The organism is Streptomyces sp. NBC_00386 (assembly GCF_036063235.1).
Taxonomy (GTDB): Bacteria; Actinomycetota; Actinomycetes; order Streptomycetales; family Streptomycetaceae; genus Streptomyces.
The window spans coordinates 4,149,449-4,173,001 of the sequence record NZ_CP107950.1; the positions used below are offsets into that span (position 1 = coordinate 4,149,449).

Annotated in this window: 24 protein-coding genes and 1 pseudogene; 9 read left to right on the forward strand and 16 right to left on the reverse strand. The window is 70.6% G+C overall.

Translation table 11 applies throughout. The features are described 5' to 3' along the window. Position 1: 1 nt before the first annotated feature. The 4 genes from mqnC to OG780_RS18135 form a co-directional block, all read right to left on the reverse strand. Entirely contained in the window at positions 2–1,201 is a 1,200-nt protein-coding gene (gene mqnC / locus OG780_RS18120; RefSeq protein WP_328449458.1) for a cyclic dehypoxanthinyl futalosine synthase, read from the reverse strand. Between the two features lie 187 nt (positions 1,202–1,388). Next, on the reverse strand, positions 1,389–2,126 hold the full coding sequence (locus OG780_RS18125) for a prepilin peptidase (RefSeq protein ID WP_328449460.1): 738 nt from the start codon (positions 2,124–2,126) through the stop codon (positions 1,389–1,391). Between the two features lie 118 nt (positions 2,127–2,244). Continuing rightward, complete coding sequence (locus OG780_RS18130) at positions 2,245–5,277, reverse strand: BTAD domain-containing putative transcriptional regulator (protein WP_328449462.1); 3,033 nt, start codon at positions 5,275–5,277, stop codon at positions 2,245–2,247. A gap of 527 nt (positions 5,278–5,804) precedes the next feature. Continuing rightward, positions 5,805–6,209: an ATP-binding protein gene (locus OG780_RS18135; protein WP_328449464.1), complete on the reverse strand. Its 405-nt coding sequence runs from the start codon at positions 6,207–6,209 to the stop codon at positions 5,805–5,807. Between the two features lie 236 nt (positions 6,210–6,445). Between OG780_RS18135 and OG780_RS18140 the strand changes: the two genes are divergently transcribed. The 9 genes and pseudogenes from OG780_RS18140 to OG780_RS18180 all read left to right on the forward strand — a co-directional run bounded on the left by OG780_RS18140 (position 6,446) and on the right by OG780_RS18180 (position 10,587). Next, positions 6,446–7,297: a helix-turn-helix domain-containing protein gene (locus tag OG780_RS18140; RefSeq protein ID WP_328449466.1), complete on the forward strand. Its 852-nt coding sequence runs from the start codon at positions 6,446–6,448 to the stop codon at positions 7,295–7,297. An 8-nt stretch (positions 7,298–7,305) separates the two neighbouring features. Further along, positions 7,306–7,509, forward strand: a complete 204-nt coding sequence (locus tag OG780_RS18145) for a DUF397 domain-containing protein (RefSeq protein ID WP_328449469.1) — start codon at positions 7,306–7,308, stop codon at positions 7,507–7,509. Between the two features lie 24 nt (positions 7,510–7,533). After that, a complete protein-coding gene (locus OG780_RS18150) occupies positions 7,534–7,893 on the forward strand; it encodes a toxin-antitoxin system YwqK family antitoxin (protein ID WP_328449471.1) in 360 nt (119 codons plus the stop codon). Positions 7,894–7,947: 54 nt separating this feature from the next. After that, positions 7,948–8,646 carry a hypothetical protein gene (locus OG780_RS18155; RefSeq protein WP_328449473.1) on the forward strand — a complete coding sequence of 233 codons (699 nt, stop codon included), beginning with the start codon at positions 7,948–7,950 and terminating at the stop codon, positions 8,644–8,646. Continuing rightward, positions 8,643–9,065, forward strand: a complete 423-nt coding sequence (locus OG780_RS18160) for a DUF4279 domain-containing protein (protein WP_328449475.1) — start codon at positions 8,643–8,645, stop codon at positions 9,063–9,065. Before OG780_RS18155 ends, OG780_RS18160 begins: the two co-directional genes overlap by 4 nt. Positions 9,066–9,073: 8 nt before the next feature. Beyond that, positions 9,074–9,535 carry a DUF4279 domain-containing protein gene (locus OG780_RS18165; protein ID WP_328449477.1) on the forward strand — a complete coding sequence of 154 codons (462 nt, stop codon included), beginning with the start codon at positions 9,074–9,076 and terminating at the stop codon, positions 9,533–9,535. A gap of 44 nt (positions 9,536–9,579) precedes the next feature. After that, positions 9,580–9,795: pseudogene (locus OG780_RS18170) on the forward strand (hypothetical protein); the annotation flags it as partial. Between the two features lie 34 nt (positions 9,796–9,829). Next, entirely contained in the window at positions 9,830–10,159 is a 330-nt protein-coding gene (locus OG780_RS18175) for a hypothetical protein (RefSeq protein WP_328449479.1), read from the forward strand. A gap of 44 nt (positions 10,160–10,203) precedes the next feature. Next, positions 10,204–10,587, forward strand: coding sequence for a hypothetical protein (locus OG780_RS18180; RefSeq protein ID WP_328449481.1), 384 nt, complete (start codon positions 10,204–10,206; stop codon positions 10,585–10,587). Between the two features lie 72 nt (positions 10,588–10,659). On the opposite strand, the gene OG780_RS18185 is transcribed toward OG780_RS18180, so the two are convergent. The 12 genes from OG780_RS18185 to OG780_RS18240 all read right to left on the reverse strand — a co-directional run bounded on the left by OG780_RS18185 (position 10,660) and on the right by OG780_RS18240 (position 23,539). Next, entirely contained in the window at positions 10,660–11,127 is a 468-nt protein-coding gene (locus OG780_RS18185; RefSeq protein WP_328449483.1) for a pilus assembly protein TadG-related protein, read from the reverse strand. Continuing rightward, complete coding sequence (locus OG780_RS18190) at positions 11,124–11,570, reverse strand: TadE/TadG family type IV pilus assembly protein (protein WP_392964220.1); 447 nt, start codon at positions 11,568–11,570, stop codon at positions 11,124–11,126. The genes OG780_RS18185 and OG780_RS18190 overlap by 4 nt, the downstream gene beginning before the upstream one ends. Continuing rightward, positions 11,567–12,028: a TadE family protein gene (locus tag OG780_RS18195; protein WP_328449485.1), complete on the reverse strand. Its 462-nt coding sequence runs from the start codon at positions 12,026–12,028 to the stop codon at positions 11,567–11,569. Before OG780_RS18195 ends, OG780_RS18190 begins: the two co-directional genes overlap by 4 nt. A gap of 9 nt (positions 12,029–12,037) precedes the next feature. Further along, positions 12,038–12,289 carry a hypothetical protein gene (locus OG780_RS18200; protein WP_328449487.1) on the reverse strand — a complete coding sequence of 84 codons (252 nt, stop codon included), beginning with the start codon at positions 12,287–12,289 and terminating at the stop codon, positions 12,038–12,040. Between the two features lie 63 nt (positions 12,290–12,352). Then, positions 12,353–13,276, reverse strand: a complete 924-nt coding sequence (locus OG780_RS18205) for a type II secretion system F family protein (protein WP_328449489.1) — start codon at positions 13,274–13,276, stop codon at positions 12,353–12,355. Further along, complete coding sequence (locus OG780_RS18210) at positions 13,273–14,202, reverse strand: type II secretion system F family protein (protein WP_328458215.1); 930 nt, start codon at positions 14,200–14,202, stop codon at positions 13,273–13,275. Before OG780_RS18210 ends, OG780_RS18205 begins: the two co-directional genes overlap by 4 nt. A gap of 119 nt (positions 14,203–14,321) precedes the next feature. Further along, a complete protein-coding gene (locus tag OG780_RS18215; protein WP_328449491.1) occupies positions 14,322–15,632 on the reverse strand; it encodes a CpaF family protein in 1,311 nt (436 codons plus the stop codon). Then, entirely contained in the window at positions 15,629–16,489 is an 861-nt protein-coding gene (locus tag OG780_RS18220; protein ID WP_328449493.1) for a hypothetical protein, read from the reverse strand. Before OG780_RS18220 ends, OG780_RS18215 begins: the two co-directional genes overlap by 4 nt. A 20-nt stretch (positions 16,490–16,509) precedes the next feature. After that, positions 16,510–17,241 (reverse strand): RcpC/CpaB family pilus assembly protein, encoded by a 732-nt coding sequence (locus OG780_RS18225; RefSeq protein WP_328449495.1) that lies wholly within the window; start codon positions 17,239–17,241, stop codon positions 16,510–16,512. A gap of 383 nt (positions 17,242–17,624) precedes the next feature. Further along, positions 17,625–18,245, reverse strand: a complete 621-nt coding sequence (locus OG780_RS18230) for a hypothetical protein (RefSeq protein WP_328449497.1) — start codon at positions 18,243–18,245, stop codon at positions 17,625–17,627. 99 nt (positions 18,246–18,344) lie between these two features. Continuing rightward, positions 18,345–18,929, reverse strand: coding sequence for a hypothetical protein (locus OG780_RS18235; RefSeq protein WP_328449498.1), 585 nt, complete (start codon positions 18,927–18,929; stop codon positions 18,345–18,347). 11 nt (positions 18,930–18,940) lie between these two features. Then, the gene (locus OG780_RS18240) at positions 18,941–23,539 is read right to left on the reverse strand and encodes a DUF6531 domain-containing protein (protein ID WP_328449500.1); all 4,599 of its coding nucleotides are present in this window, start codon (positions 23,537–23,539) and stop codon (positions 18,941–18,943) included. Between the last annotated feature and the right edge of the window lie 14 nt (positions 23,540–23,553).

Below are 23,553 nucleotides of genomic sequence, written 5' to 3' on the forward strand. Positions count from 1 at the left end.
GCTAGTTGGAGGCCAGCAGCTTCAGCTCGGGGTGCGCTGTGCCGCCCTCGATCGCCGTGGAGGAGATGTGGGACATCACGCGCTCGTCGACCGGGTCGTTCGCCGGGTCGTCGTGGACGACGATGTGCTCGTACGTCGTGGTCCGCTGCGCGGGGACGCGGCCCGCCTTGCGGATGAGGTCGATGATCTCCATGCGGTTGGAGCGGTGCTTCGCACCGGCGGAGGAGACGACGTTCTCCTCCAGCATGATCGAGCCGAGGTCGTCCGCGCCGTAATGCAGGGAGAGCTGTCCGACCTCCTTGCCGGTGGTCAGCCAGGAGCCCTGGATGTGCGCCACGTTGTCGAGGAACAGGCGGGCGATCGCGATCATCCGCAGGTACTCGAAGAGCGTCGCCTGCGTGCGGCCCTTCAGGTGGTTGTTCTCGGGCTGGTAGGTGTACGGGATGAAGGCGCGGAAGCCGCCCGTCCGGTCCTGTACGTCACGGATCATCCGCAGGTGCTCGATGCGCTCGGCGTTGGTCTCGCCGGTGCCCATCAGCATGGTGGACGTCGACTCGACGCCCAGCCCGTGCGAGATCTCCATGATCTCCAGCCACCGCTCGCCGGACTCCTTGAGCGGGGCGATCGCCTTGCGCGGACGGGCGGGGAGCAGTTCGGCGCCCGCGCCCGCGAACGAGTCGAGACCGGCCGCGTGGATCCGCTGGATGGCCTCCTCCACGCTCACCTTGGAGATACGGGCCATGTGCTCGACCTCGGACGCGCCGAGGGAGTGGATGACCAGCTCGGGGTACGCGCCCTTGATCGCGGCGAAGTGCTTCTCGTAGTACTCGACGCCGTAGTCCGGGTGGTGCCCGCCCTGGAACATGATCTGGGTGCCGCCCAGTTCGACGGTCTCGGCGCAGCGGCGCAGGATGTCGTCGAGGTCGCGCGTCCAGCCCTTGGCGGTGTCCTTGGGGGCAGCGTAGAACGCGCAGAACTTGCACGCCGTGACGCACACGTTCGTGTAGTTGATGTTGCGCTCGATGATGTACGTCGCGATGTGCTCGGTACCCGCGTACCTGCGGCGGCGTACGGCGTCGGCGGCCGCGCCGAGCGCGTGCAGCGGGGCGTCGCGGTAGAGGACGAGCGCCTCTTCCGGAGTGATCCGCCCACCCTCGGCGGCACGGTCCAGCACGGACTGAAGGTCGGCCTTCTCGGTCACCGGGAGCGTCCCTTTCGTAAGGGTTGTGGACAGACCCGACCACCCTACGCCAGCCCGCCGCAGCGGCCGACGTCAGGCCCGCCGGCCCGCCGCGCCGACCGAGGCCAGGCCCACTCGACCGGCCCGGCACGCCGGGGCCGTTCGGCCGTGCGGCTTCGGCCACGCGAACCGACCGCTCCGGCCGGCGTCAGGCCGCGTAAGCCCCGATCAGCAGCCCCACGTACGCCCCCGCGATCAGGAAGGGGCCGAACGGGATCGACGTCTTGCGCCCCGCGCGCCGCGCGATCACCAGCGCCGTCCCGTACAGCGCGCCGAACAGGAACCCGGCGAAGGTCCCGAGGACGACCACGCTCCACCCGTACCAGCCGAGCACCGCGCCGAGACCGAGGGCGAGTTTCACGTCGCCGAAGCCCATGCCGTTCGGGTTGACGAGGAAGAGCACGAAGTACCCGCCCCCGAGCGCGAGCGCCCCGAACAGCGCGGTCGGCCAGTCCCCCGCGTGCTCGGGCAGCGCGGCGGCCGCCCCGAGCAGCACGAGCGCCGCCGCCGCGAGCGGCAGGGTCAGCGCGTCCGGCAGCCGCTGCACCCGGAAGTCCACCACGGCGAGCAGGACGCCGAGCGGCGTGAGCAGCAGCCAGACGCCCAGCTCCGGGCGCGTACCGGTCGCGGCGGCGAGCCCGGCGCAGAGCAGGGCGGTGACCGGAGCGACGAGGAGGACGCCGGGGCCGTAACGGGTTCCGCCCGGCGAGCGGGCGAGCCCCAGCCATCCGCGCGCGGCCCCGGTGATCGGCTGCCCTTCGGGACAGCGGTCCCGCCACGGTTCGTCGGGGTCGACGGCGAAGCGGTACGCGGGCCGGGGCACCAGGAGCCCCGCCGCCGCGCCCCAGAGTGCGGCGACGGCGACGAGCCAGAGGTCGAGATCCACGCGTTCCCCCCAGGAAGTGTGACTCCGGAGTGTCTCCGGTGCGACGGCCACGACAGCCGCGGAACCCGTACCGTCGGCGGGCCGCCTCGATACGGATCCGGCGGCCGGGTCGGTGGGGTCAGCTCACCGCGGCCGTGCCGCTCCGCCAGGCCGGCAGCAGTTCGTCGAGCAGCGCCTCGGTGCGGGGCGGCAGCCCCCGCGCCCCGCTGCGGGCCACCAGGTCCGCAGCGAGCCGCTTCACCTTGTCCTCGTCCCCCGTCGCGTGCGTCGCGCGCAGCAGTTCGTTCCACAGCCGTTCGTCCGTCGGCGCCGAGTTCATCGACGCGTTCAGCGCCTCGATCGCCTTCTCCGCCCGGTCCTTCTCCAGATGGAACGCGGAGAGCGCGAGGCCGATGTCCGCCACGAGCAGCGGCAGTTGGGCGTCGATGATCTCGTGGGTGAGCCAGCCGTAACGTCCCTCGGGGCGGTCGGCGAGCAGCGGACCGCGGACGAGGACGAGGGCGTCGGTGAGCAACCGCCCGCGCACCACACGGCTGTTGACGCCCTTGCCCTGCGTCGCCTCGTGGTAGAGGGAGCGCAGCACGTCCAGGTCGGAGACGACGGACTTGGCGAGCGTGAGCCGCCCGGTCGCGTCGGCGCCGAGACGGGGGGTGCCGTCGGGGTCGGTGCCGAGCCAGTCGCGCAGCCGCTCGACGAGCGCGTCCCGCACGTCCTCGGTGACACCGCGCGGCCACAGCGCGGAGGACAGCACGCGCGGGTGCACGCCTTCGCGGTGCAGCAGGAGCAGCGCCAGCGCCTCGTGCAGCAGCGGGCTGCGTTCGCCCTCGGGCGTCTCCAGGCCGATGATCTCGTACGGGCCCACGAGCCGCGCGTACACGGCGGGCCGCCCCTGTTCGCTGATGTCGACGAGGAACGGCGGGGAACTGGTCGGCCCGTCGGGTCCGCCCTCCGGGTCCGCCTCGACGAAGAGTTCCACGACCGCCCGCTGCTGGGCCACCGGCAGCATCTGCGCGTCGAGTTCGAGTCCGAGGAGCGGAGCGAGCAGCTTGCCCTCGCGGGTGATCTCCATCTCCCAGGCCGCACCCGGCAGTTCGCCGCTCTCGGTGCCGACGAGATAGCCGATGCCCAACCGTCCTGCATCGGCGGCCAGTTCGGCGAGCCTGAGGGCGTCGACGGGGGACGGCTCGGTGGCGAGGAGGACGAGGTGCGGGGCCCAACGGGTGTGCTGGGCGGGCCCGGTACGGCCGGTGAGCACGGAGTCGTGTCCGGCGGCACCCAGCGCGCCGCGCCGCTGCCGGGTCTCGGCCTCCATGGTCTCGACGAGCGCCTCGATGTCGTCGAGGTGGCGCAGCCGGTTGGGCGCGAGCGGCGTCAGGTCCTCGCCGAAACCGACGAGCGTGATCGTCATGCGGTCCGACCAGCCGTTGGTGGCCAGTTCGGCGGCGACGGAGGCGAAGACGGCCGCGCGGTCGGTCGCGCTTCCGCTCAGGGAGACGATGCCGGGCACGGCCTCCAGGTTGAGCAGCAGCCGCGAGTCGTCCATGGTGCCGAGGCTGACGAGGCCGGGGTACGGGGCGGCGGTGTCGGTCTCCTCGTACCGCTCGGCGTCGGCGCGTGCCAGCATCCAGAACGTCTGGTCCTGGCCGAGCTGCCACGGCGCGGGCGGCTTTCCGGCCGGCTGGGCGAGCTGGAGGTGCAGATCGCCGTCGCCGCCGAGCCAGGCCGCGTAGACGGTCGGCAACGGGCGGGACTCGGCGGCGAGTGCGGCCGCGAGTCCGCGCAGCGACAGATCGAGGAGGCGTACGCCGTCGGGGTCGGCGCCGACGAGCAGCGCGTCCTGGGCGTCCTGGGCGGATCCGGTGGGAACCGGCGGCTCCATGCCCCGGTGTCCGCGGACGGCACCGAGCGCCGACTGCCACAGGGCCTGACGGCGGCGCCGGCCGAGGGCGCCGAGGAGGCCCGCGGCGAGGAGGGGCGCGCCGACGAGTGCCTCGGGCAGCCCGAAGGCGGGCCCGCTCTCCGCGGCGGCCGGCTGCGAGCTCTGTCCGTCGCGCGAGTCCGCGGCGGCTTCGTCGGAGGCGGCGCGCTCACGCTCCTGGCCGTGGTCGCCGCCGGCCCGCTGCTGGGGCACGCGGAAGTGCGCGGTGTCCCGGTCTCCCCGGTCGGCACCGCTGTCCTGCCGGCCGCCGGCCTGCTGGTGATCGCCGGTCTTCGCGTAGTCGTGGATCTGCTGCTGGATCGGCTGCCGGGCCTGCTCCGGGATCCCGGGCTCGGCGTCCGGCATCTCGACGAGCTCGCCGCCGTGGGCGTCGCCGGGCATCTCCATGATCCAGCCGGGCCGGATGAGGCTGGCCTCGGACAGCTTGGACCCGTCGGGCTGCGTACGGTCCTTGTTGAGCTCGTAGATCTCCTTGTACCGGCGCCCGTCGCCGAGGTGGCGCTGCGCGACCTCCCAGAGCGAGTCGTGGTGACGGCCCTCGGGCGGCTGGATCCGGTAGTACTTCGTGTCGCCGTGCCGGGCGGAGGTGCCGCCGTCCGGCCGCGACGCGGCCTGGGACGCGGCGTCGGCGGCCTGCTCGGCGACGGCCGCGGCCGCTTCGGCGGCGGCCCGCTCCTGCTGCTGCCCGAACAGCCCGCCCGGGGTCTGCTGGGCGGCGGCGACGGAGCCGTGCCGGCTGCCTTCCAGGCTCTGGCCGAGCTGGGAGAGTCCCGGGGTGAAGCTCGCGGCGGCGGCGCCGACGAGCAGGAGTGCCGCGACGAGCTGACGGGCCAGCAACTGGCTCGCCCCGGCGCCCGGTACGCGGTTCGGCAGCCCGACGCCCGACAGCGCGGCCTTCATCTCGACGAGGACGCACGCGGTGAACTGCGCCCACGCAAGCCACACGAGGACCGTCAGCACGTGGATGAACGTGCCGACGGTGATCTCCTGCTGGAGCCAGTCCACCGAGGGCGCCCCGTGCGGCAGCGGCCAGCCCACGGCGACCACCAGCGCGCCGGGCACGCCGACGAGCAGCACCAGCAGGGCGACGAACGCCCCGAACGCCTTCACGAAGTCCCCGAACGTCCGACGACGCCGGGGCAGGGGCTGCGGCGTCCGATTCCTCGGACCCGGCGAGCCGCCCGTCGAACTGGAGTTGGTGCGTCGCGCCATGGCGGGTGTCCTGGGGTCGTTTGGTGAGGGCGTGAGTTCGGGGGGTGGCCCGAGCCTACTGAGAGTCTAGGGAGGGTGTCGAAGGTCGGGCAGACGGCATTGACGACCGCCCGCCCGTTTCGTCACCAACCACCCGGGACAGCCGAGTTGCCGTCCCGCCCCGGGGCCCGTCACCCCCGTCGGACCCTCACATCCTTCACAGCATCTGCGGGACGCTCCCGGGGTGGGTCCGGACACCGGTGCCGGTGCCGGTGTCCGGACGAAAAAAAAGACCCTGCCCCGAGGATTCGGGACAGGGTCTTCGTGGAGCGCCGGGCAGGCCTTGCACCTGCATTTCCCCGCAGGAAGCGGGGCGTCTTTCCTTGGACCACCAACGCGTGACCGGCCTGTGCGACTTCCGCCGACCAGCTCGAGATCAATATTATCAGAGCATCTCGGCGGCCCCACCGTGCCACCGAGAAGCCCCCCGGTTCGGGCCGGGGTCCACGTCCACGCGTTCGCGAGGGCTCCGAAAGCCCGCGTCGCACCTACGCCGCCACCAGATCGCACCACACGTACTTGCCGATGTCGCCGCCCTGGCGCAGAGGGTGCCAGCCCCAGTCGTCGGCGCAGGCCCGCACGAGGAACAGCCCCCGGCCCGTCTCCTCCTCACCGGAGGCCACCTCCACGTCGTACGGCGGCGGCACCGGGCTCGCGTCCCAGGCGCCGATCCGCAGCACCCCGTCCCGCCAGTGCAGCCGCAGGGCCGCCGGCCCCTTCGTGTGCCGTACGGCGTTGGAGACCAGCTCCGCCGCCATCAGCTCGGCGACGTCCACGAGACGGATCAGCCCGTGCAGGGTCAGGACCAGGCGGACGGTACGACGGCAGACGGTCACCGCCCGGGTGTCCTGCGGGATGTACAGGGTGTAGTTCCAGGGCTCGGATTCAGGCATGCGTGAACTCCGTTCGTGGGAGGGGGAGTCGATCAGGGCCGGCGATTCCGGGCGGTGGCAGTGTCACAGCCGTCACGGCAGGACGGAGTGGTGCGCTTCCGGGGTCCCGGGGTATCGCAGAGTGACGTTCGCATCACCGACGGTAGACCTCTAATTTGAGGTAGCGCAAGCCGTTGCCGTAGCCTGACACCCGAACGAGGCACCCAGAGCGCCAAGTTGCAGAGAAGGAGCCGTTGATGCCGCTGCGGAGCCACCCCACCGCCAGACAGCTGCGCCTGGGCACGGAGTTGCGCAGGCTGCGCGAATCGGCAGGCATGACGGCACGGGAGACAGCCGCACTCCTCGGAGTGAACTCGTCCCAGATGACGCACATCGAGTCAGGGCTGTCGGGCGTCAGCGAAGCGCGCCTCCGCCGCCTGGCCGCCCACTACGCCTGTCTCGACGAGGCCCTGATCGACGGCTTGGCAAAGCTGGCCACGGACCGCACGCGCGGATGGTGGGAGGAGTATCGAGGAAGCCTCCCCTCTCCCTTCCTGGACCTCGCGGAGCTGGAGCACCACGCCACCTTCCGTCGCGACGTCGATTTCCTTCACGTACCCGGGCTCCTCCAGACGGAGGACTACGCCCGCGCCCTGTTCTCGTTCACAACTCCCGAACTGCGCACAGATCAGTTGGAGTCATGGGTGGAACACAGGATGCGACGTCGCGCGGTCCTGGACGGGCCGAGGATGATTCCCTACGAAACGGTGATCCACGAGTCAGCACTCAGGATCAGAGTCGGCGACCGCACGGCGACTCGGGTCCAGCTCGGAAGAATTCTGGACCTGTCCGAAGCCGACCACGTGACGGTACGCGTCATTCCGTACGACCTGGACGGGTTCGCCGGCGCCGGGAGCGCCATGGTCCACATGGGCGGCACCGTGCCCCGCCTGGACACCTTCGTTCGGGACGCGCCGTACGGCACGGCGTTCATCGATGCGGAAGCTCAACTCGGACGTCTCAGAACGCTGTTCCGTAAGGTGAAGAGTGTGTCGTTCGAGCCCGAGCGATCACGCGACTTCATCCACCAGCTGACAAAAGAACTGTGAGGCACGGCATGAGCACCCCCTACACCTGGCAGAAGTCCTCCTTCTCCGGCGGCGGCGAAGGCAACGCCTGCGTCGAGCTCGCCTCCACCCCCGTCGCGCTCCACCTCCGAGAATCCGACGCCCCCGGCACCGTGCTCACCACCACGCCCGCCCCCGTCGGCCACCTCCTCCAGGCCATACGCACCGGAACGGTCACCCAACCCCGGCGATAACCCCTGCCGGCCTCGGTCTTACTGATGCGCATCGACGTCGACGACCCCGAACTGGACATGGGAATCGACCAGTCCCTGACCTATCAGGGTCGACTGTTCACCGGAGAGACCGTCGAGAAGAATCCCCGGACGGGTCAGGTGGTCGCCATGACCACCTATACCGAAGGCCTGGAGGACGGTCCCAGCCGCGAATGGTATGCGGATGGAGCGGGCAGAGCGGAAGGTCAATGCCGGCGAGGAATTCCGTACGGCCGCTGGCGGGGCTGGCACCAGAACGGCCGGCCGGCCCTCCAGAAGGAATACGGCGCGCGCGGAATGGTGAGATCGATCAAGAAGTGGTCGGAGAGCGGCGAACTCGTCGACGACCGGACCTTCGACGTGTGAGGCCGACCCCGGCTTCCCTCACCTCCCGCCAAGCCGACCGCCGTCAGGAGCCCCATGGACTACAGCAATCGCTGCCGGATCTGCGGTGATCCGGCTCCCCCGATCGACGGCCGGTGTGGAGAGATCATCGGATACCGCCTGGTTCGGGATCCCTGGTCCGATTCTCCGTCCTTCCTCGACGGCAATCTCCACTTCTCCTGCCTTGAGCAATCAGACGAACGTGGCGAGTTCCACGCGGAGTTCGTCCACCTCGTTCAGGCCGGACACGAAGAGATCCCCGGCCTGGAAGCGTCGCACCCGCCGTTGACAAGGATGGGCCTGAGCATGCGCCCTGTCTTCTCGGGAGACGAGTGCGACATTTTCCAGAGCCGGATGTCCGATCGCTGGATGCTCGTGAAGAAGACCGGCCCGTGGTTCGGCTTCGGCCTTCCCCAGCTCCGGGCCATCGGCTCGGACGAGCTTCCGGTCTCGGCTTCCGAGGTGACCCGATACCGGCTTCCCGTCGACCTTGGAGACAAGGTCGGCAGGTATGGGCTTTCCGAACTTCTGGAGTCCCTCGGAGTGGCGCACCGGTACGCCGACGCGGCTGAACTGGCCCGCGTGAAATACCGTTTCCGCGACTACTACGCGCCGAAGAGGCTCATCGACTACGTAGCCGTGGCGCCCCTGCCGCTGCCCGAGGAAGCCCGAACCTTCCTCGCCGCCCACGCGAAGACGTACACCCCCGTCACCTTCGGCGAAGAGGACGCGTGATCGAGTACACGTACAAGGAAGGCCCGTGGGTCGAGACCGCGGTGACGCTGGTCGTCCGCAAGCAGGACCTGGACGTCGATCTCGTGACCCGGACCGTCTCTCTTGCTCCGACGTCGGTCCGCAGGCCGGGAAGCGCTCACCGCGATCGGGTGTCACCGCCCCAGGGCGGACTGTGGGCACTCCAGGTGCACGACAGACTGCCGGGAGGACTGAGTGATCAGCTCCGCACCCTCATGGACATGGTCGAGCCCCGCTCCTCCTCGCTGGCCGAACTGACTTCACAGGGCTACGACATCCACCTCGACCTCTTCGGATTCGTCGGCCGCGGGGCCACGCTGGTCCTGGCTCCCGAGGTCGTCAGGAAGGCGGCCGCTCTCCGCGTGCCCGTCACGGTCACCACCAGCGTCGGCGAACGGTGAGGATCCGCATGGAACTCTTCTCTTCATGGGGCACCCCCCGAGCCGCCCTGCTCATCACCGGGCGGAACCTGGAACCGCGGAACGTCACGGCCGAGTTGGGCATCACTCCCACGTTCTCCAGGGAGGCGACGCGCGACGCGCCGTTCCGGCCCGGTGAGGGATGCTGGGCACTCCAGGTGACCGGTGCGCCGGAGCGGGGATTCGACGGGCTCGTCGACGAACTGGTCGCGCTCATTTCCCCCGCTCTGGAAGAGATCCAGGGCATCCGCCGCCGGGGACACTCCGCGCGGTTGGACCTGAGCGGCCACGTGCGGAGCGGTTCGCGGACCTTCCTCTCCTCTCATGCGCTGGCGCGCGCTGCCCAGCTCGGCCTGCCTGTGTCCCTCACCACGGACGCCGATCCCCCCGCCCGGTCCGAGGATCTGCTGGACTGGCTGCCGGCCCCGGACGGATCGCACCGGGCTACCTGAAGGAAGGCGTCCGTCCTTGACCGCAAGCTCCACCTCCCGCCCGAGTCGGCGTTGCCGCCCGGACGTTCGGCGTGGAGGACTTACCCGTCGCCCAGGGCGACACCCGTACCCTTCGTATGGTGCTGACCCAGACGTACATTCCGGTCCCGGGAACCACCGACCAGGTCGTTCTCGTCTCCGGAGCCAGCCCGGTGCTCGACCTGGCCGAGGCGTTCCACGACATCTTCGACGCGGTGACCGGCACGTTCCGGTTCGTCTGACCGGGACTTCAGGACTCCAGGAGGGGGAACCGGCATGGGTGGTGGCGGCAAGAGCGACCTCGCGCTCCCGCTGAGCGAGCTGGAGGACTACGGCGGGCGGCTGCGGGACATCAAGACCCGGCTGAACCACACCAAGAAGCTCTTCGAGTCGTACAGGGACGACCTGGGCGATCACACCGTCTACGACGCCCTGGACGACTTCGAATCCGGCTGGGAGGACGGCCGCGAGGACATCGGCCAGGCCCTCGACGCCCTCGCGGAGATGTCCGACGCCGTGGTCCGCGAGTTCAAGAAGCTCGACGACAAACTGGCCAAGGACGTCTCCGAGGGCGTGAAGACGGAGAAGCAGGACGGGGCGAAGTAGCCCGAGGGCCCAACCGTGACGGAGGTGCCGGGGTGATCCGGACCGTGGGGTTCTTTTCCGAGCTCGGGCCTGGGTGGGGGCTCCCCCTGGACGGGCTTCTGCGGGAGTCCGTCCATCCCGCCGGTGAGCCGGACGAGGCGGAGATCATCGGCTATCTCGGACGGGGTGCCGGGATCTGGGCCGAGATGAGCGCCGGACCCGACGTCCTGGACCCGGAGGCCCCCGTCCTGTCCGGCGTCGGTTCGCTCTTCACGGACGGGACCTGGCTGTGGCGTCAGGATCTGCCGTACTACCTCGGCACGTACCACGTCACCCTGCCCCGGGATTTCCTCACGCACGTCAGGAAGGCCCGGTACCGGGTTCCGGCCGTGCCCGAGACACGGCTGCTGGAGATCCTGACGCGGGATCTCGGGATCGCCGTGGACTGAGTGGGCTGAGCGGGCTGAGCGGGCTGAGCGGTGTACCGGCCGACCGTGCCACCAGGACGGCTCCCGCCCGTCTCAGCCCACCTCGTTCTCCGCCACGGCCCGCCCGTGGACGGTCACGTCACCGCCGTAGAACATGCCGGTGAAGACCGGCGAGTAGGTGAGCTGGACCTCGACCTCCACCTGATCGGCGTCGGCGGTCACGCAGTGGGTGGCCGCGATGTCGGCGCCGGACATGCCCATCTCCCGGGCGAACGCCTTCACCCGCGCGCCGCAGTTCTCGAAGTTGATGGGCGCCGGGCCGTTCTCGTTCTCGTAGAGGGATTCGAGGTCGATGTCCTGGGCGGCGAAACGGGCCGCCTGCTCGGCGATGTCCGCGGCCCTCTCCCGCTTGGAGATGGACATGCCCCCGTCGATGACGAAGGCCGAGAGCGACAGGAAGACGAGCGCGAAGATGATGACCGCGCCGGCGCCCGAGCCGCGGTCGTCGAGCCGTTCCCGGCGCCCGACGGCCCAGCCGCGTAGGGCGGAGTTCAGCTTCATGCCGTCCTCCGGAACGGGTCCAGCGGGGAACTGAAGGAGGCCTCCAGGGTGGTCGGCACGTCGAGGCCGATCATCGCGAGGCCCCGTACCTCGCAGCTCACCTCGACGGTGAAGAGCGTGTCCGGCTCGAAGCCCGTGCTGGTCTGCGTCACGTTCACCGGACCCGAGCAGACGTCCCCGAGGTCGGCCTCGGCCGCCTTCCTCGCCTCGGCCATGGCCGTCGCGTGGTCCTTCTGGATCGAACCGGCCCGCGCGGCATCCCGGGCCGCGCCGTCCAGCGCGCCGCGCCCGTCGACGAGCTGCCCGAAGGCCACCAGGACGAGAATGAAAAGGATCATCACCGGCGCGAGGATGACCACCTCGATGGTGGACAGCCCCCGGTCGCGCCGGTACCCGGACACACGGTCCGGGAGCGCGGCGAGCAGGGCCTTCGGTCCCGTCACGGCCCTTCCTCCTTCACGAACCTCTCCACCGGCCCCGACGACTGCGCGTGCACGGTCAGGTTCAGGCCCGGGAAGACCGAGGGGACCCTCCCCGTGATCTCGACCCCCACGGTGTCCGGCTCCGGCTGGAGCATCGTCACGTCCGGGGACAGCACCAGATTCGGGCCGAGCTGGCGGATGTAGCTGTCGACGACGTCACCCGCCTCGCCGCGCCACCCGCCGGGCTGCGCGTCCGCGGTGGCGCGGGCCTTGCGGGCGCCCGCCTGGGCCGCCGCCTGGGCGACATGGTCCGCGAAGAAGTACAGCGCGAACTGCACCGTCGCGAAGATCATGAAGAAGAGCACCGGAGTGAGCAGCACGAACTCGATCGCGGTCATGCCGGAGTCACCGCGGGCGGAGGCTGCCTCCACCCTGCGGCGCACCCAGCGGCGTACCCCTCGACGTTCGCGCACTCGCATCCCCGGAACTCAGCAGGTCTTGCCGGCGTCGGCGCCCTTGATGCAGTTGCCGACCTTGTTGGCGCCGTCGCTCAGCGCGGTGTTGATGATCGCGGCGACCACGCCGACGATGGCGACGACGACGGCGGAGATGATGACCCACTCGACCGCGGACGCGCCCCGGTCGAGTTCGCCGGAGCGGGCACGCTGCACCCGGCCCTGGAGGAAGGTGATCAGGAAGTCCACCCCCGGGATCCCGGTACTGAAGTTCCGTCCGTTCATGGTGAGTTGTCCTCTCGAAGAATAGTGGTGACCGACTGGTGGCCCTTCGGGCACGGTGGACGATCAGACCTGGAACACACGCATCGCCGCCGGGAAGATCAGGAAGACCAGGAAGCCCGCGCACAGCAGCAGTTGGGCGACGAGCATCGATTGCGACTTCTCGCCCGCGCTGCCCTCGATCTCGGAAAGCTCGCGGTGGCGCATCGTCTCGGCACGCGAGGCGAGCGACTCCCGCACCTTGGCGCCGTCGTCCGCGACCAGCGCCAGGGAGGCCGACAGGTCCTTCAGCTCCTCGACGCCGAGTTCCTCGCCGAGCGAGCCGAGCGCCTGCCACTGGCTGATGCCGGTGATCCGGGCGTCGGCGAGCGCGTTGCGGATGCGCTGGGTGGCCCAGCCGTCGGAGATCTCGGCGGCGGCCATCAGCGCCTCGGGCAGACCGCGCCCGCCGGCCAGGCTCATCGACACCAGGTCCAGATACGCGCCGATCACGCGCCGCAGATCGCGCCGCTTGGCCACCGCGTCCCGCCGTACCTCCACATCGGGGAGGAAGAAGAAGACGATCGCGAAGAGCAGCGCGAGCCAGACCGGGATGATCGGACTGCGGCCGACGCCGAGCGTCCAGACGACGGCGAAGAGGAACGGGCCGAAGAAGACACCGGCCGCGGCCAGCAGCACCTTCGTCGCCAGGAACCGCTCCCAGCTCCGGTCCAGGACCGCGAGGTCGGCGCGCAGCGAGCGCTGCTCCCAGCCCTGCTGGAGATACAGCTCGGCGACGCGGGCGCCGACCTGGGCGCGCACGCTGCCGAGGCGTCCGCTGTCCTGCTGTCCGTGGTGCGCGGACTCGTACGCCGCCCCGCGGGCCCGCATCGCGTCGATACGGGCGACCTGCGCGACCGCGCTGCGCTTCGACGGCATCAGCGCGCGGACGAGGGTGTAGACGCCCAGGCCCAGGACGGCGCCGATCAGGATCGGCATGGTCAGGTTCATCGGCGTACCGCCTCATCCCCGGAAACCGGTGTACGGGGCCGCACGAACCGCACGGACGACTCGTCCCGTACCAGGAACCGCTCCGGCGTCTCGATCGTGGACAGCTTGCGCAGCCACCAGAAGCCGAGGCCGAACAGGCCGCAGACACACGTGAGGACGAGCTGGCCGACCGCGGTGCCGTACGGCTCGACGAACTCACGGTTGAAGATCGACAGTCCGAGGACGAAGGCGATGGACACCGCGACGACGATCTGCACGGAACGGCGGGTCGAGGCGCGCTGGGCCATCACGCGCTGCCGCATGTCGACCTCCTCACGCGCCGACTTGGCCAGCGCGCCCAGTACTTGGCGCAGACCGGGACCGCGCAGCCGCGCGTTGAGGATGAGCGCGGCCACGATGATGTCGGCGGACGCGTCGTCGATCTCGTCGGCCAGTTGCTGGAGGGCCTCGGGCAGCGGTGTCCGGGAACGCAGCCGGTCCACCAGCGCGTCGAGATGCGGGCGCAGTACGGGGGCGGAGGCGCGTGCCGAGGCCGGGATGGCCTGTTCGAGGCCGACCGCGCCCGCGATGGTGTCGCGCAGCGACTCGGTCCAGGACGCCAGCGCCTCCACCCGGCGCATCGCGGCCCGTTCCTCGGAGGCGCCGCCGAAGAGCTTGTCCCAGAAGAAGACGAGGATGCCGGCCGCGATACCGGCGACGGCCCAGCGGGTGAGGAGGAGGACGACAAGGCCGGCGATCGCGGCGATCGAGCCGCGCTGTCCGGCGAACCGGATCAGCTCGTCCGCGCGCTCGCTCGCCTTGTGCTTCTCGTGTTCGGGCTTGGCGGGCAGTCCACGCACGGCGACGGCGAACAGCGCGAGGCCGCCGCCGACGGCGATCCCGCACCCGAGGGCGTACAGGACGGGCAGGGAGAACAGTCCGCCCATGGAGCCGAGCGAGTCGAGGGCGGCGAGCGATGTCGTGCCCGAGGGCCTGACCGGCGTCGCGGCCGTGGCCAGGTGCGGCACGGCCGCGGCCGTCGTCGTCATGTCCTGGGTCATCGTCGTCACCAATTCCCGCTGCCGGGCAGCCGGTAGCCCTGCGCGATGAGGTCGTCGAGGCAGGCGATGGGCGCGTGCGGGACGATCCGGCCGTCCGGGGCCTCGGCGAACACCTCGCTGGACAGCACCCGTCCGTCGACGCCGTTGACCTCGCGCACGGAGGTCACCATGCGCTGGAGGCGGCCCCCGGACTCGAAGTCGTTGCGCCGCTGGACGAAGACCACGAAGTTCACGGCGCCCGCGATGAGCATCTGGCTGGCCTCGATGGGCAGCCGCTCGGTCGCCTGGAGCGCGTACGTGGAGATGCGGTTGAAGACCTCGCTGGAGCTGTTCGCGTGGATCGTGGAGAGCGAGCCGTCGTTGCCCTGCGACATCGCGTTGAGCATCGTGACGATCTCGTCGCCGAGGACCTCGCCGACGATGACGCGCGAGGGGTTCATGCGCAGCGAACGGCGCACCAGTTCGGCCATGGTGATGGCGCCCTGGCCCTCGGAGTTGGGCAGGCGCTCCTCGAAGGCCACCACGTTCGGGTGCAGTTCGGCAAACGTGTCGAGGCCGAGTTCCAGTGCGCGCTCGACGGTGATGAGCCGCTCGTACGGCGGGATCTCGTTGGCGAGTGCGCGCAGCAGGGTCGTCTTGCCGGCGTTGGTGGCGCCCGCGATCATGATGTTCTTGCGGGCCCGGACGGCGCAAGCGAGGAAGTGGGCGACCTCGGGGGTCAGGGTGCCGTTGCCCACGAGGTCGGACATGAAGACTTTGCCGAGGCGCGCGCGGCGGATCGACAGGGCCGGCCGGCGGGTCACGTCCATGACGGCGGAGAGCCGGGAACCGTCCGGCAGCCGCAGGTCGAGCTGCGGGTTCGCGGAGTCGAAGGGCCGGGAGGACAGACCCGAGTACGCGCCGAGGACCTGGATCAGCTCGATGAGTTCCTCGTCGGTCTCGGCGACGGGATCCCCCTTCGTCTCCCGGCCGTCGGCATAGCCGATGAAGACCTCGTCGTACCCGTTGATGTCGATGTTCTCGACTTCCGGGTCGTCGAGCAGCGGCTGGAGACGGCCCACGCCGAAGAGCGCGGCGTGGACGGCGGCCGCGTACTGCTCCTCGGTCTCCGCGTCGAGCGGGGTCCGGCCGAGGTTGATCTCGGTGCGGGCGTGGTCCTCGAGTATCTGGGCGATGACGGCGCGCGCGTAGTGCCGTTCGTCCTCGCCGGACATCGGGGTGACACCGCGGACCTGGTCCTCGCGGCGCTGTTCGGAGATGCGGTCACCGGCGTCCTGCCGGAACCGCTTGACCAGCTGATGGTCGACGGCGGTCATCGGCCGGCTCCGGCGGCGGGCTGTCCGTGCGGGGCACCGGGCCCGTCGGCGGGTACGGACCACGCGGCGCCGTACTGCTGGTACAGATCCGCGGTGACCTTGCGGGCCGAGCGGATGAGCAGCGACTTGTCGAGGCGGCCTCGCCGGCGGCCGGCCAGCTGGGCGGCGCCCGCCGGGTCGTCGGCGATGGTGCCCACGACGCGGGCTCCGGTCTGGGCCGCCACGAGCATGTCGTTGACCTGGTGGACGAGCTTGGCGGAGTCGCCCGGGTCGGCGACGAGGACGACGCCGATGAACGGGGTGGCGAGTCCGCCGGCGCCTCGCGGTCCGCCGTGCAGCTTGGCGGTCAGGGCGGCGGCACGGTCGCGGACGCGGGCGATGGCCTCGGGCTCGGTGCGGGAGACCAGGAGCACCAGGGCGGCGTGCGGGAACAGCTCGGCCGCCGGGGTGTCCCCGCTGATCCGGCCGCAGTCGGCGATGACGTCGGCGGGCGCGTCCGGGGAGTCGGCGAGCTGCGCGAACGCCCTGCCCAGGGTGGGCCAGAGCCCGGCGAGACCGGCGGCCTGCTCGGCGATCCCGAGTCCGACGAGGACGTCGAGTCCACCGCTCAGCGGCTGGACGTGGTCCCACAGCTGGTCGGGGACGAGGCCGCGCCGGGCGGTCGCCGCGATCGACAGCAGGCCGGTGTTCGGGTTCAGCGGGCCGCCGTGGGCCGCCGCGCTCCGGTACACGAGGTCGCCGCCGGCGGGGTCGGTCTCGGCGAGCAGGACCCTGCGGGGCCAGACCGCGGAGAGTGCCACCGCCGCGGTGGTGACTCCGGGGGAACCCTTGTCTGCGGCGAGGACGATGAGCGCCATGTCTGTCTACTCACTCGCCTCTAGTTGCCGGGAACGATGACGAGGGCGACCTGGCCCGCCGAGGCCGCGGCGGTGACGGAGGCCGCCTGGCCGTTGTCCACCATCAGGGTGACGGGCAGGTTGGTGCTGCTGATCGTGCTGTCCGTGTCGTTCTTGACCGAAATGACCTTCGCCTGCTCGACGATGGGCGCGGCGTCCGCGCTCGACGAGCCGGAACCGGAGGAGTTGGACGAACCCGACGAGCGGCTGCCGCTGGTTCCGGTGTCGCCGACGCGGTAGACGGCCACCGTGTCACCGGACTTGATGCCCGCGGGGTACTGGCCCTCCTTGAGGGAGACGCCCACGGAGGCCTTGCCGTCGGGAAGCGCGGAGCCTGAGGCGAACATCTCGCCGATGACCACGGTCCCCTTGTAGATCGGGGACTTGGCCTTGAGCTTCTTGAGCTGTCCGACCTGCTCCCACGGGACGTAGTGGATGGAGGGATCGTCCGCGACCAGGACGGAGGTCGCGTGATCGCCGACCGACTCACCGGCCTGGATGTCGCTCGTCACCTTCACGACCTCGACCCGGTCACCGGCGCGCAGCACCAGCATGGTGGCGCCGAGCGCGCCGACGAGGACGAGGAGCACCGCGAGGGCGGCCAACGCGGGTTTGCGCTCGCGAGGCGGGGTGGGGAGACGCTCGCCCATCGCCGGGTGAGCCGACGTGGCGGAACGGTTGTTGCCCGCCCCCGTACGCTCTTGGATCCTCACGCGACCGCTCCCCGTACACCCAAGAAAATGTCTGTCAATTCATGCGCCAAGTAGGACACTTCACTCCCGAGTCCCTTTACGGGACGTACCGTGCGACCTGGCCGGACGGCCGGCGCTGGAGCGAGTGTCAAGCCATGGCACCGTATCAGCCGCGCATAAGCCCCTCAAGGAGCTCCAAGGCCCCTGAAGCGCACCCGACTCGACGTTATCGACGCGCAACGACAGTCGTCCGGTTCCGTGTTGGGCCCGCCAGTCGGCCGGTCCGTCGCCTGTGCGCCAGCGAATCACCGCCATGGTCCGGGACTTCCGTCACGGACCGTGCACGATGCCTGCACGAGGTGCTCACGGACAGGGCGGGAGAAGGGCCGGACCCAGGACGGGACTCAGAACCCCCAGGGACTGGGATGAGGCCTGGCGGCCGGGTCCTCCGACCAGACCAGGCGGGCCTCGACGTCGTCCCCTAGCAGTCCGGTCAGGCGGTCGACGGCCCAAGCGTTCCAGTAGACGCCGCCGCGAAACTCGGGGACCCGGAACGCGGCGAGCCCCACGGGCAGGGCCTCCGCGCGGAAGACGGCCTTGGTGATCTCGCCGGTGGTCCTCTTCGGCTTGGACGACCGGCGTGTGTCCAGGCAGTCGACGACCTGCTCCACGAGGTGGAGGACGTAGTCGTCCGAGCCGTCGGCGTCAGCGGGGAAGGCCGGATCGGCTGCTTCGATGACGACCGGCACGAAGGGTCCCGATTCCGACAGGTCCGCGGCGAGCAGGTCCGCGACACGTCGGCTCAGGATCGGAGCGCCCGGATAGCCGCTCGGGAACTCGCCCTTGCGCCAGCCGGGGTTGCCGTCCCACGAGCCGCTGAACGAGGACGGCAGATCCGTCGCGGACCCGGTGATCTGCCGGCGGACGAGTTTTCTGAGGGAAGCGCCGAGGAGCAGTGTCCGGAACTCACCCATGCCCGGAAGCAGGCGGTAGACGGCGAGGGGGTGTGAGGTGCTGTCGGTCATTTACGGTCCCGTCCGGACTGCGGTCGGTCAGGCACGCCGGTCGGTCTGCCAGGCTGCGGCGAGGACGTCGAAGCCCCTGAACGACCGCCGTCGGCGGACTCAGAACCCCCATGGGTGGGGATGAGGCCTGACGGCCGGGTCCTCCGACCAGACCAGGCGGGCCTCGACGTCGTCCCCGAGCAGCCCGGTCAGGCGGTCGACGGCCCAGCCGTTCCACTGGACCCCGACGGGGAACTGCGGCACGCGGAAGGAAGGCAGGGCGAGCGGGAGCGCGTCCGGGCGGAAGACGGTCTTCTGCATCTCGCCGGTGGCCTTCTTCGGCTGCGAGGACGCGCGGGTGTCCACGCAGTCGACGATCCGGTCCACGAGGTGGAGGAGGTACGTGTCCGCGGCCGGCCCTTCGACGCGGACCGGAAGCAGCGGACCCGACTTCTCCAGGTCGTCCCGCAGGCGGTCCGCGAGCCGGCCGCCGAGGATCGGGGCGCCCGGGTAGTCGGACGCGAACTCGGCCTCGCGGGCCTTCGGGTCACCCGTCCACTCCGCGGCGAACGCGGTGGGCCGCGGGGCCCGATCGCCCTGGAACTGCCAGCGTTTGAGGTCGACGAGCGAGTCGTCCAGACGAAGAGTGCGCAGGTTCCGCGCGCTCGGCATCAGGCGGTACACGGCCAGGGGCTTCGAGTTCATGAGGGACATCATCACGCCGTCCAGTAGGCGGTGCTCGGCACCGCGGTGGTGACGCCCGCCAGTTCCCCCTCGATCTGGCGGCCGATACTGCGCAGTTCCCGCCGGAGCACGGTGCGGATCGCGCGGTCCCCGAAGCCCCGGGCGACACGGTCCGCGACGACGTTGTGCAGATGGGCGTCGAGCCGGCCGAGGAACCGGTTGCTGTGGGTGAAGTTGTGCGGCCGCGGATGTCCGAGCGCGATGCCGTTGGCCGCGTCGTTGATGTCGACCTTGTACTTCGCCAGGAGCGTCCGCATCCGGGGGCCGCCGCCTCGGGAGAACCCGGAGGGGACGATGTGGGCCGCCGCGTTTCCGGCTCCCACCGTGCGGCCCTCCTTCGCCATGTTGTCGCCGAGGATCTTGGAGCACTGCTTCAGGCCCAGATAGTCGGACCACAGCAGCGGGTTGAGGACGTAGCGGCGCGGGTTGGGTCCGGCGTCCATGCCCAGAGGGTCGGGGCTGAGGTAGACGGCCGACGCCGGGTCGTACGTCCGGAAGCAGTTGTAGTGGAGCCCTGTCTCGGGGTCGTGGTACTGGCCGGGGAAGCGCAGAGGGGTGGACGCGCCGGAGCCCGGGCCGGGGCGAGAACCAGGATCGGGGCGGGAACCAGGATCCGGGTAGGACCCCAGTCCCCAGAGTGTGGTGTCGCCGCGCCAGACGATCCCGCCGGTCTCGTCGACGAGTTCGGTCGGGGTGCCGACCAGGTCCGTGACGATGGCGAAGAACCGTTCGTCGACGACGTCCTGAGACGCGCCGGTCACGGTCGTGCGCTCGATCTGGGTCAAGGGACGGGTGTCGTCGCGCTCCCAGGTGAGCGTCGTCTCCCGGGCGGTTCCCCCGGGAGTGCCGGCCGCGCGGCCGGTCTGCTCGACGAGATGCGGGCCGTCCCACACGAAGCGGGTCTCCTCGGCGACCGTGACCCCGTCCGCCGTCAGCCGTTGCTTCGCCACCCGTCGGCCGAGCGCGTCGTGGAGGTAGCGCCAGCGCGTGCCGTCCGGGGTCGTGACACCGACGAGCCGGTCCTCGGCGTCCCAGGAGTAGCGCCAGGTGTCCGGCTTGCGCGACAGCCTGGTCCGGCGCCGCAGGATCACGCGGCCGGCGGCGTCGTACTCGTAGCGGAGGGAACCGGCACGGACGAGGCGGTTGCCCGTGTAGGCACGCGCACCCCGCGCCTCGGGCTGGTCGCGGTGTCCGGGCCAGTCCGCGCTCGTCACGTTGCCCGTCGCGTCGTAGGCGTACGACTCGGTCCAGTCCGCGGCCCGCACCTCGGTGACCTGGCCCAGGGCGTCCAGGTCGAAGGTGCGGCGGCCGGCGGCCGGGTCGTCGACCCCGGTCAGGTTCCCGTCCGCGCCGTAGGTGTACGTCCGGCGCGCGAGCGGACGGGAGGCACCGGAGTCCTCCAGGGTCTGGGAGCCGAGGCGGTCCCCGGCGCCCCATCCGAAACCGAGAGTGAGGCCGTGCCCGAACGCACGGGCCGTCTCGCGTCCCGCCGCGTCGTAGGACGAGGTGATGACGTGGCCCGAGGCGCTGAGCGCGGTGCGGTTCCCCGCGGCGTCGTAGGTGTACGTCGTCGTGGCACCGGCCGGTGTGGTGCGGCGGACCGGCCGACCCGCGGCGTCGTACGACGTGGCGAGTTCCCGTCCGTCCACCGCCTCTCCGACGATGCGCCCGGAGTCGTCGTAGCGGAGCGTGAGCGTGGCGTCCGGGCCCGCGGCCCGCAGCAGACGGCCGGCCCGGGTGTGCGTGAACACCGTGGTCCGGCCGTCCACGGTCTTCTCGACCTGGTTGCCGACGGCGTCGTAGGCGAACGTGGTGCTCTGCCCCAACGGGTTGATCCTGCCGATGAGCCGGCTCGCCGCGTCGTAGGCGTAGCCGACGGTCCGGCCGTCGAAGTCGGTCTCGGACGTCGGGTTACCCACGGCGTCGTAGGTGTAGTCCCAGGTCAGCCCCTGGGGGCCGACGACCTGGCAGAGGCGCAGCTCGCTGTCGTGGCGGAAGGCGTACCGCGTCCCGTCCGGTGTCGTGCGCGCCGCCGGCAGGTCGAAGGCACCGTACTCGAACCGGGTGACCCGGCCCAGCGCGTCGGTGTGCGTGAGACGGTTCCCCTCGTCGTCGTACGTCCATGTCTCGGTCGCCCCGTCCGGGCCGGTCCGGGCGGCCAGGTACCCCTCCACGGTCCACTCCTGGCGCGTCGTCTCCCCGAGCGGGTCCACGACGGCGGTGACCCGCCCGAAGGAGTCGTACGCGAATCGGGTCTCCGCCCCCAGGGGATCGACGGCGGAGACGACCTGCCCTGCCGGGTTGTTGACGAACCGCTGGACTGCTCCCAGGGCATCGGTCACCGAGGTGACGGCACCGGCGCGGTCCCGGGTGAACACCGTGGTCGTCCCGTCGGTGTCCGTGAGCGAGGTGCAGTTGCCCCGCTCGTCCCACTCCTGCCGTACGGCCGTGCCGTCGTAACCGGTGAGCTCGACGGTCAGCCCCAGGGTGTTGTAGCGGGCTCCGGAGACGGTCCCGTCGGGCAGACGGACTTCGGTGAGGCGCCCGAAGGCGTCCCGCTCCATACGGGTCACATGGCCCAACTGATCCGTACGGGCGACCAGTTGATCCCGCCTGTCCCATTCGCGGAGCACGGTGTGACCCAGCGGGTCGGTCTCGGCGACCAGTTGGTAGGCGTCGTTGAACTGGTAGGAGGTGGTGTGCCCGAGGGAGTTGACGGCGCGGGTCAGATGCCGCTCGTCGTCGTAGGCGAAGGTGTAGTCGAGGATCCCGTCCACACCGCTGACAGCGACGCACCGGCCCCGCTCGTCGTACGTGTACCGGTACCAGGCGCCGTTGCGGTCCTCCCAGCCCGTGAGACGGTTCCGGTCGTCGTAGGCCAGTTTCAGGGGCCGGTCCGAGGAGTTGCGGACCTCCGTGAGACGCCCCTGCGTGTCGTAGCCGTACGTCATCAGGGTCGGCCGCGCGGGGTCGCTGAGCAGGGTCAGGTTCGTGACCCGCCCCGCCTCGCAGGTCACACCGACGCGGTAGCCGCCGTGGTGGGCGATCTCGGCCGGGCTGCCGTCGGCGGCGTACGCGATCGTGATCGTGTTGTCGTTCCGGTCACCGATCACGGCGAGGGGCAGTTCGTGCGCCGGCAGGCCCTTCAGCGGCCGGAAGCTCAGCGCCCGACCGGTCTCCGGCTGGTTCACCGAGAGTGTCCCGGCGGGACCCCCGTCCCAGCTCAGCGGCCAGTGCGGGCCTTCCACGGGCAGGACGGGCACGTCTCGTTCCGGCACGGGGTAGGTGAGGATCATGCCGTCGGCGGTGAAGAACCGCACGCCCGTGGCGTCGAGGACCAGCCGCTGATCGAGAGTGGAGCTCCAGGCCCGCCCGAAGTACCGGCCGCCGGTCAGTCCGGTGCGATGGCCGCGCTCCAGCACCAAGGGCAGCGCCCCGTCCAACGCCACGTCGGTCTCGGACATCACCATCTGGCCGGTCGCCATGTCGATGGGATCGCCGCAGGTGAAGAGCTTCTTCATCGGCCGTCCGAGAGAGCGTGTGCCCTTGCCGAACCCCTTGATCCCCAGCGCCATGCCCTTGAGGCCGGTCTTGCCGAAGGCCCTGAGGCCCTTGAGCCCCTTGGCGAGCCCGCCGAGGGTGGTGATCCCCTTCATGCCCGGTATGCAGTCCAGCGCCGCGAAGCCCACATCCCACAGGGACGCCTGGCCTTTCGCGTACTTGTTGAGCGTGTCGGCCAGGACGACGAGTGCAGCGATCAGCACGATCGCGCCGAGGATCGGCCCCCCGATGATCATCGCGATGATCCCCACCACGGCCACGACGACCTTGCACACCGCGACGATGGTGTCCCAGTTGTCGGAGAACCAGTCCCCGACCTCCTCCCACCACTTCCGATTGTGAATACCGGCATCGGACGCCTCATCGATCTTGCTCTTGGCGTCCCGCGCCGCCTCCTCCCGCATCCTGCGGGCATCCGCGGCCATCTTCTTCGCCGCGTCCAGCGCACTGTTCGCGTCCGTCACATCCGACCGGGCACTCGTCTGCGCCGACTTCGCGTGCTGGGCGTCCCGGGTCGCGGCCCGCACCTTCGCCTCGTCCGGCTTCTCCGCGTCCTTGCTGCCGGTCGGATCGTCCTTGTACTTGTCCGCCTCCTTACCGGCCCGCGTCACCCACGAATCGGCGGACGACAGACGGGACTTGGCGGAGGTCAGGTCGGACTGGGCCTCGCGGCCCTTGGCGAGAGCCTTGTCCGCCAGCGCCTGCGCCCGCTCCAGCTTCGGCCAGTAGTCGGCGAGCGCGTCCCCCGCCATCTCGTACGACTTCTTCAGCTTCTTCAGCTGCTTCGGTACACCCGAGAACTCACCCTGGAACGCCTTCGCCGACTTCCCCGCCCACTGCAGAACCGCGTCCTCGTCCGCCATCCCCTTGATCAGACGCAGCGCGTCCGACACATCGTCCGCGAAGTCGTGCAGATTCTTCGAGAGCTGCCGCACCCGGTCCGGATCCCCCGGCGTCGGGTCCTTGTCCAGATCCAGGACATGCCAGTCCCCCGGCCGATTCCCCGCCATGCCGCAACCCCCGT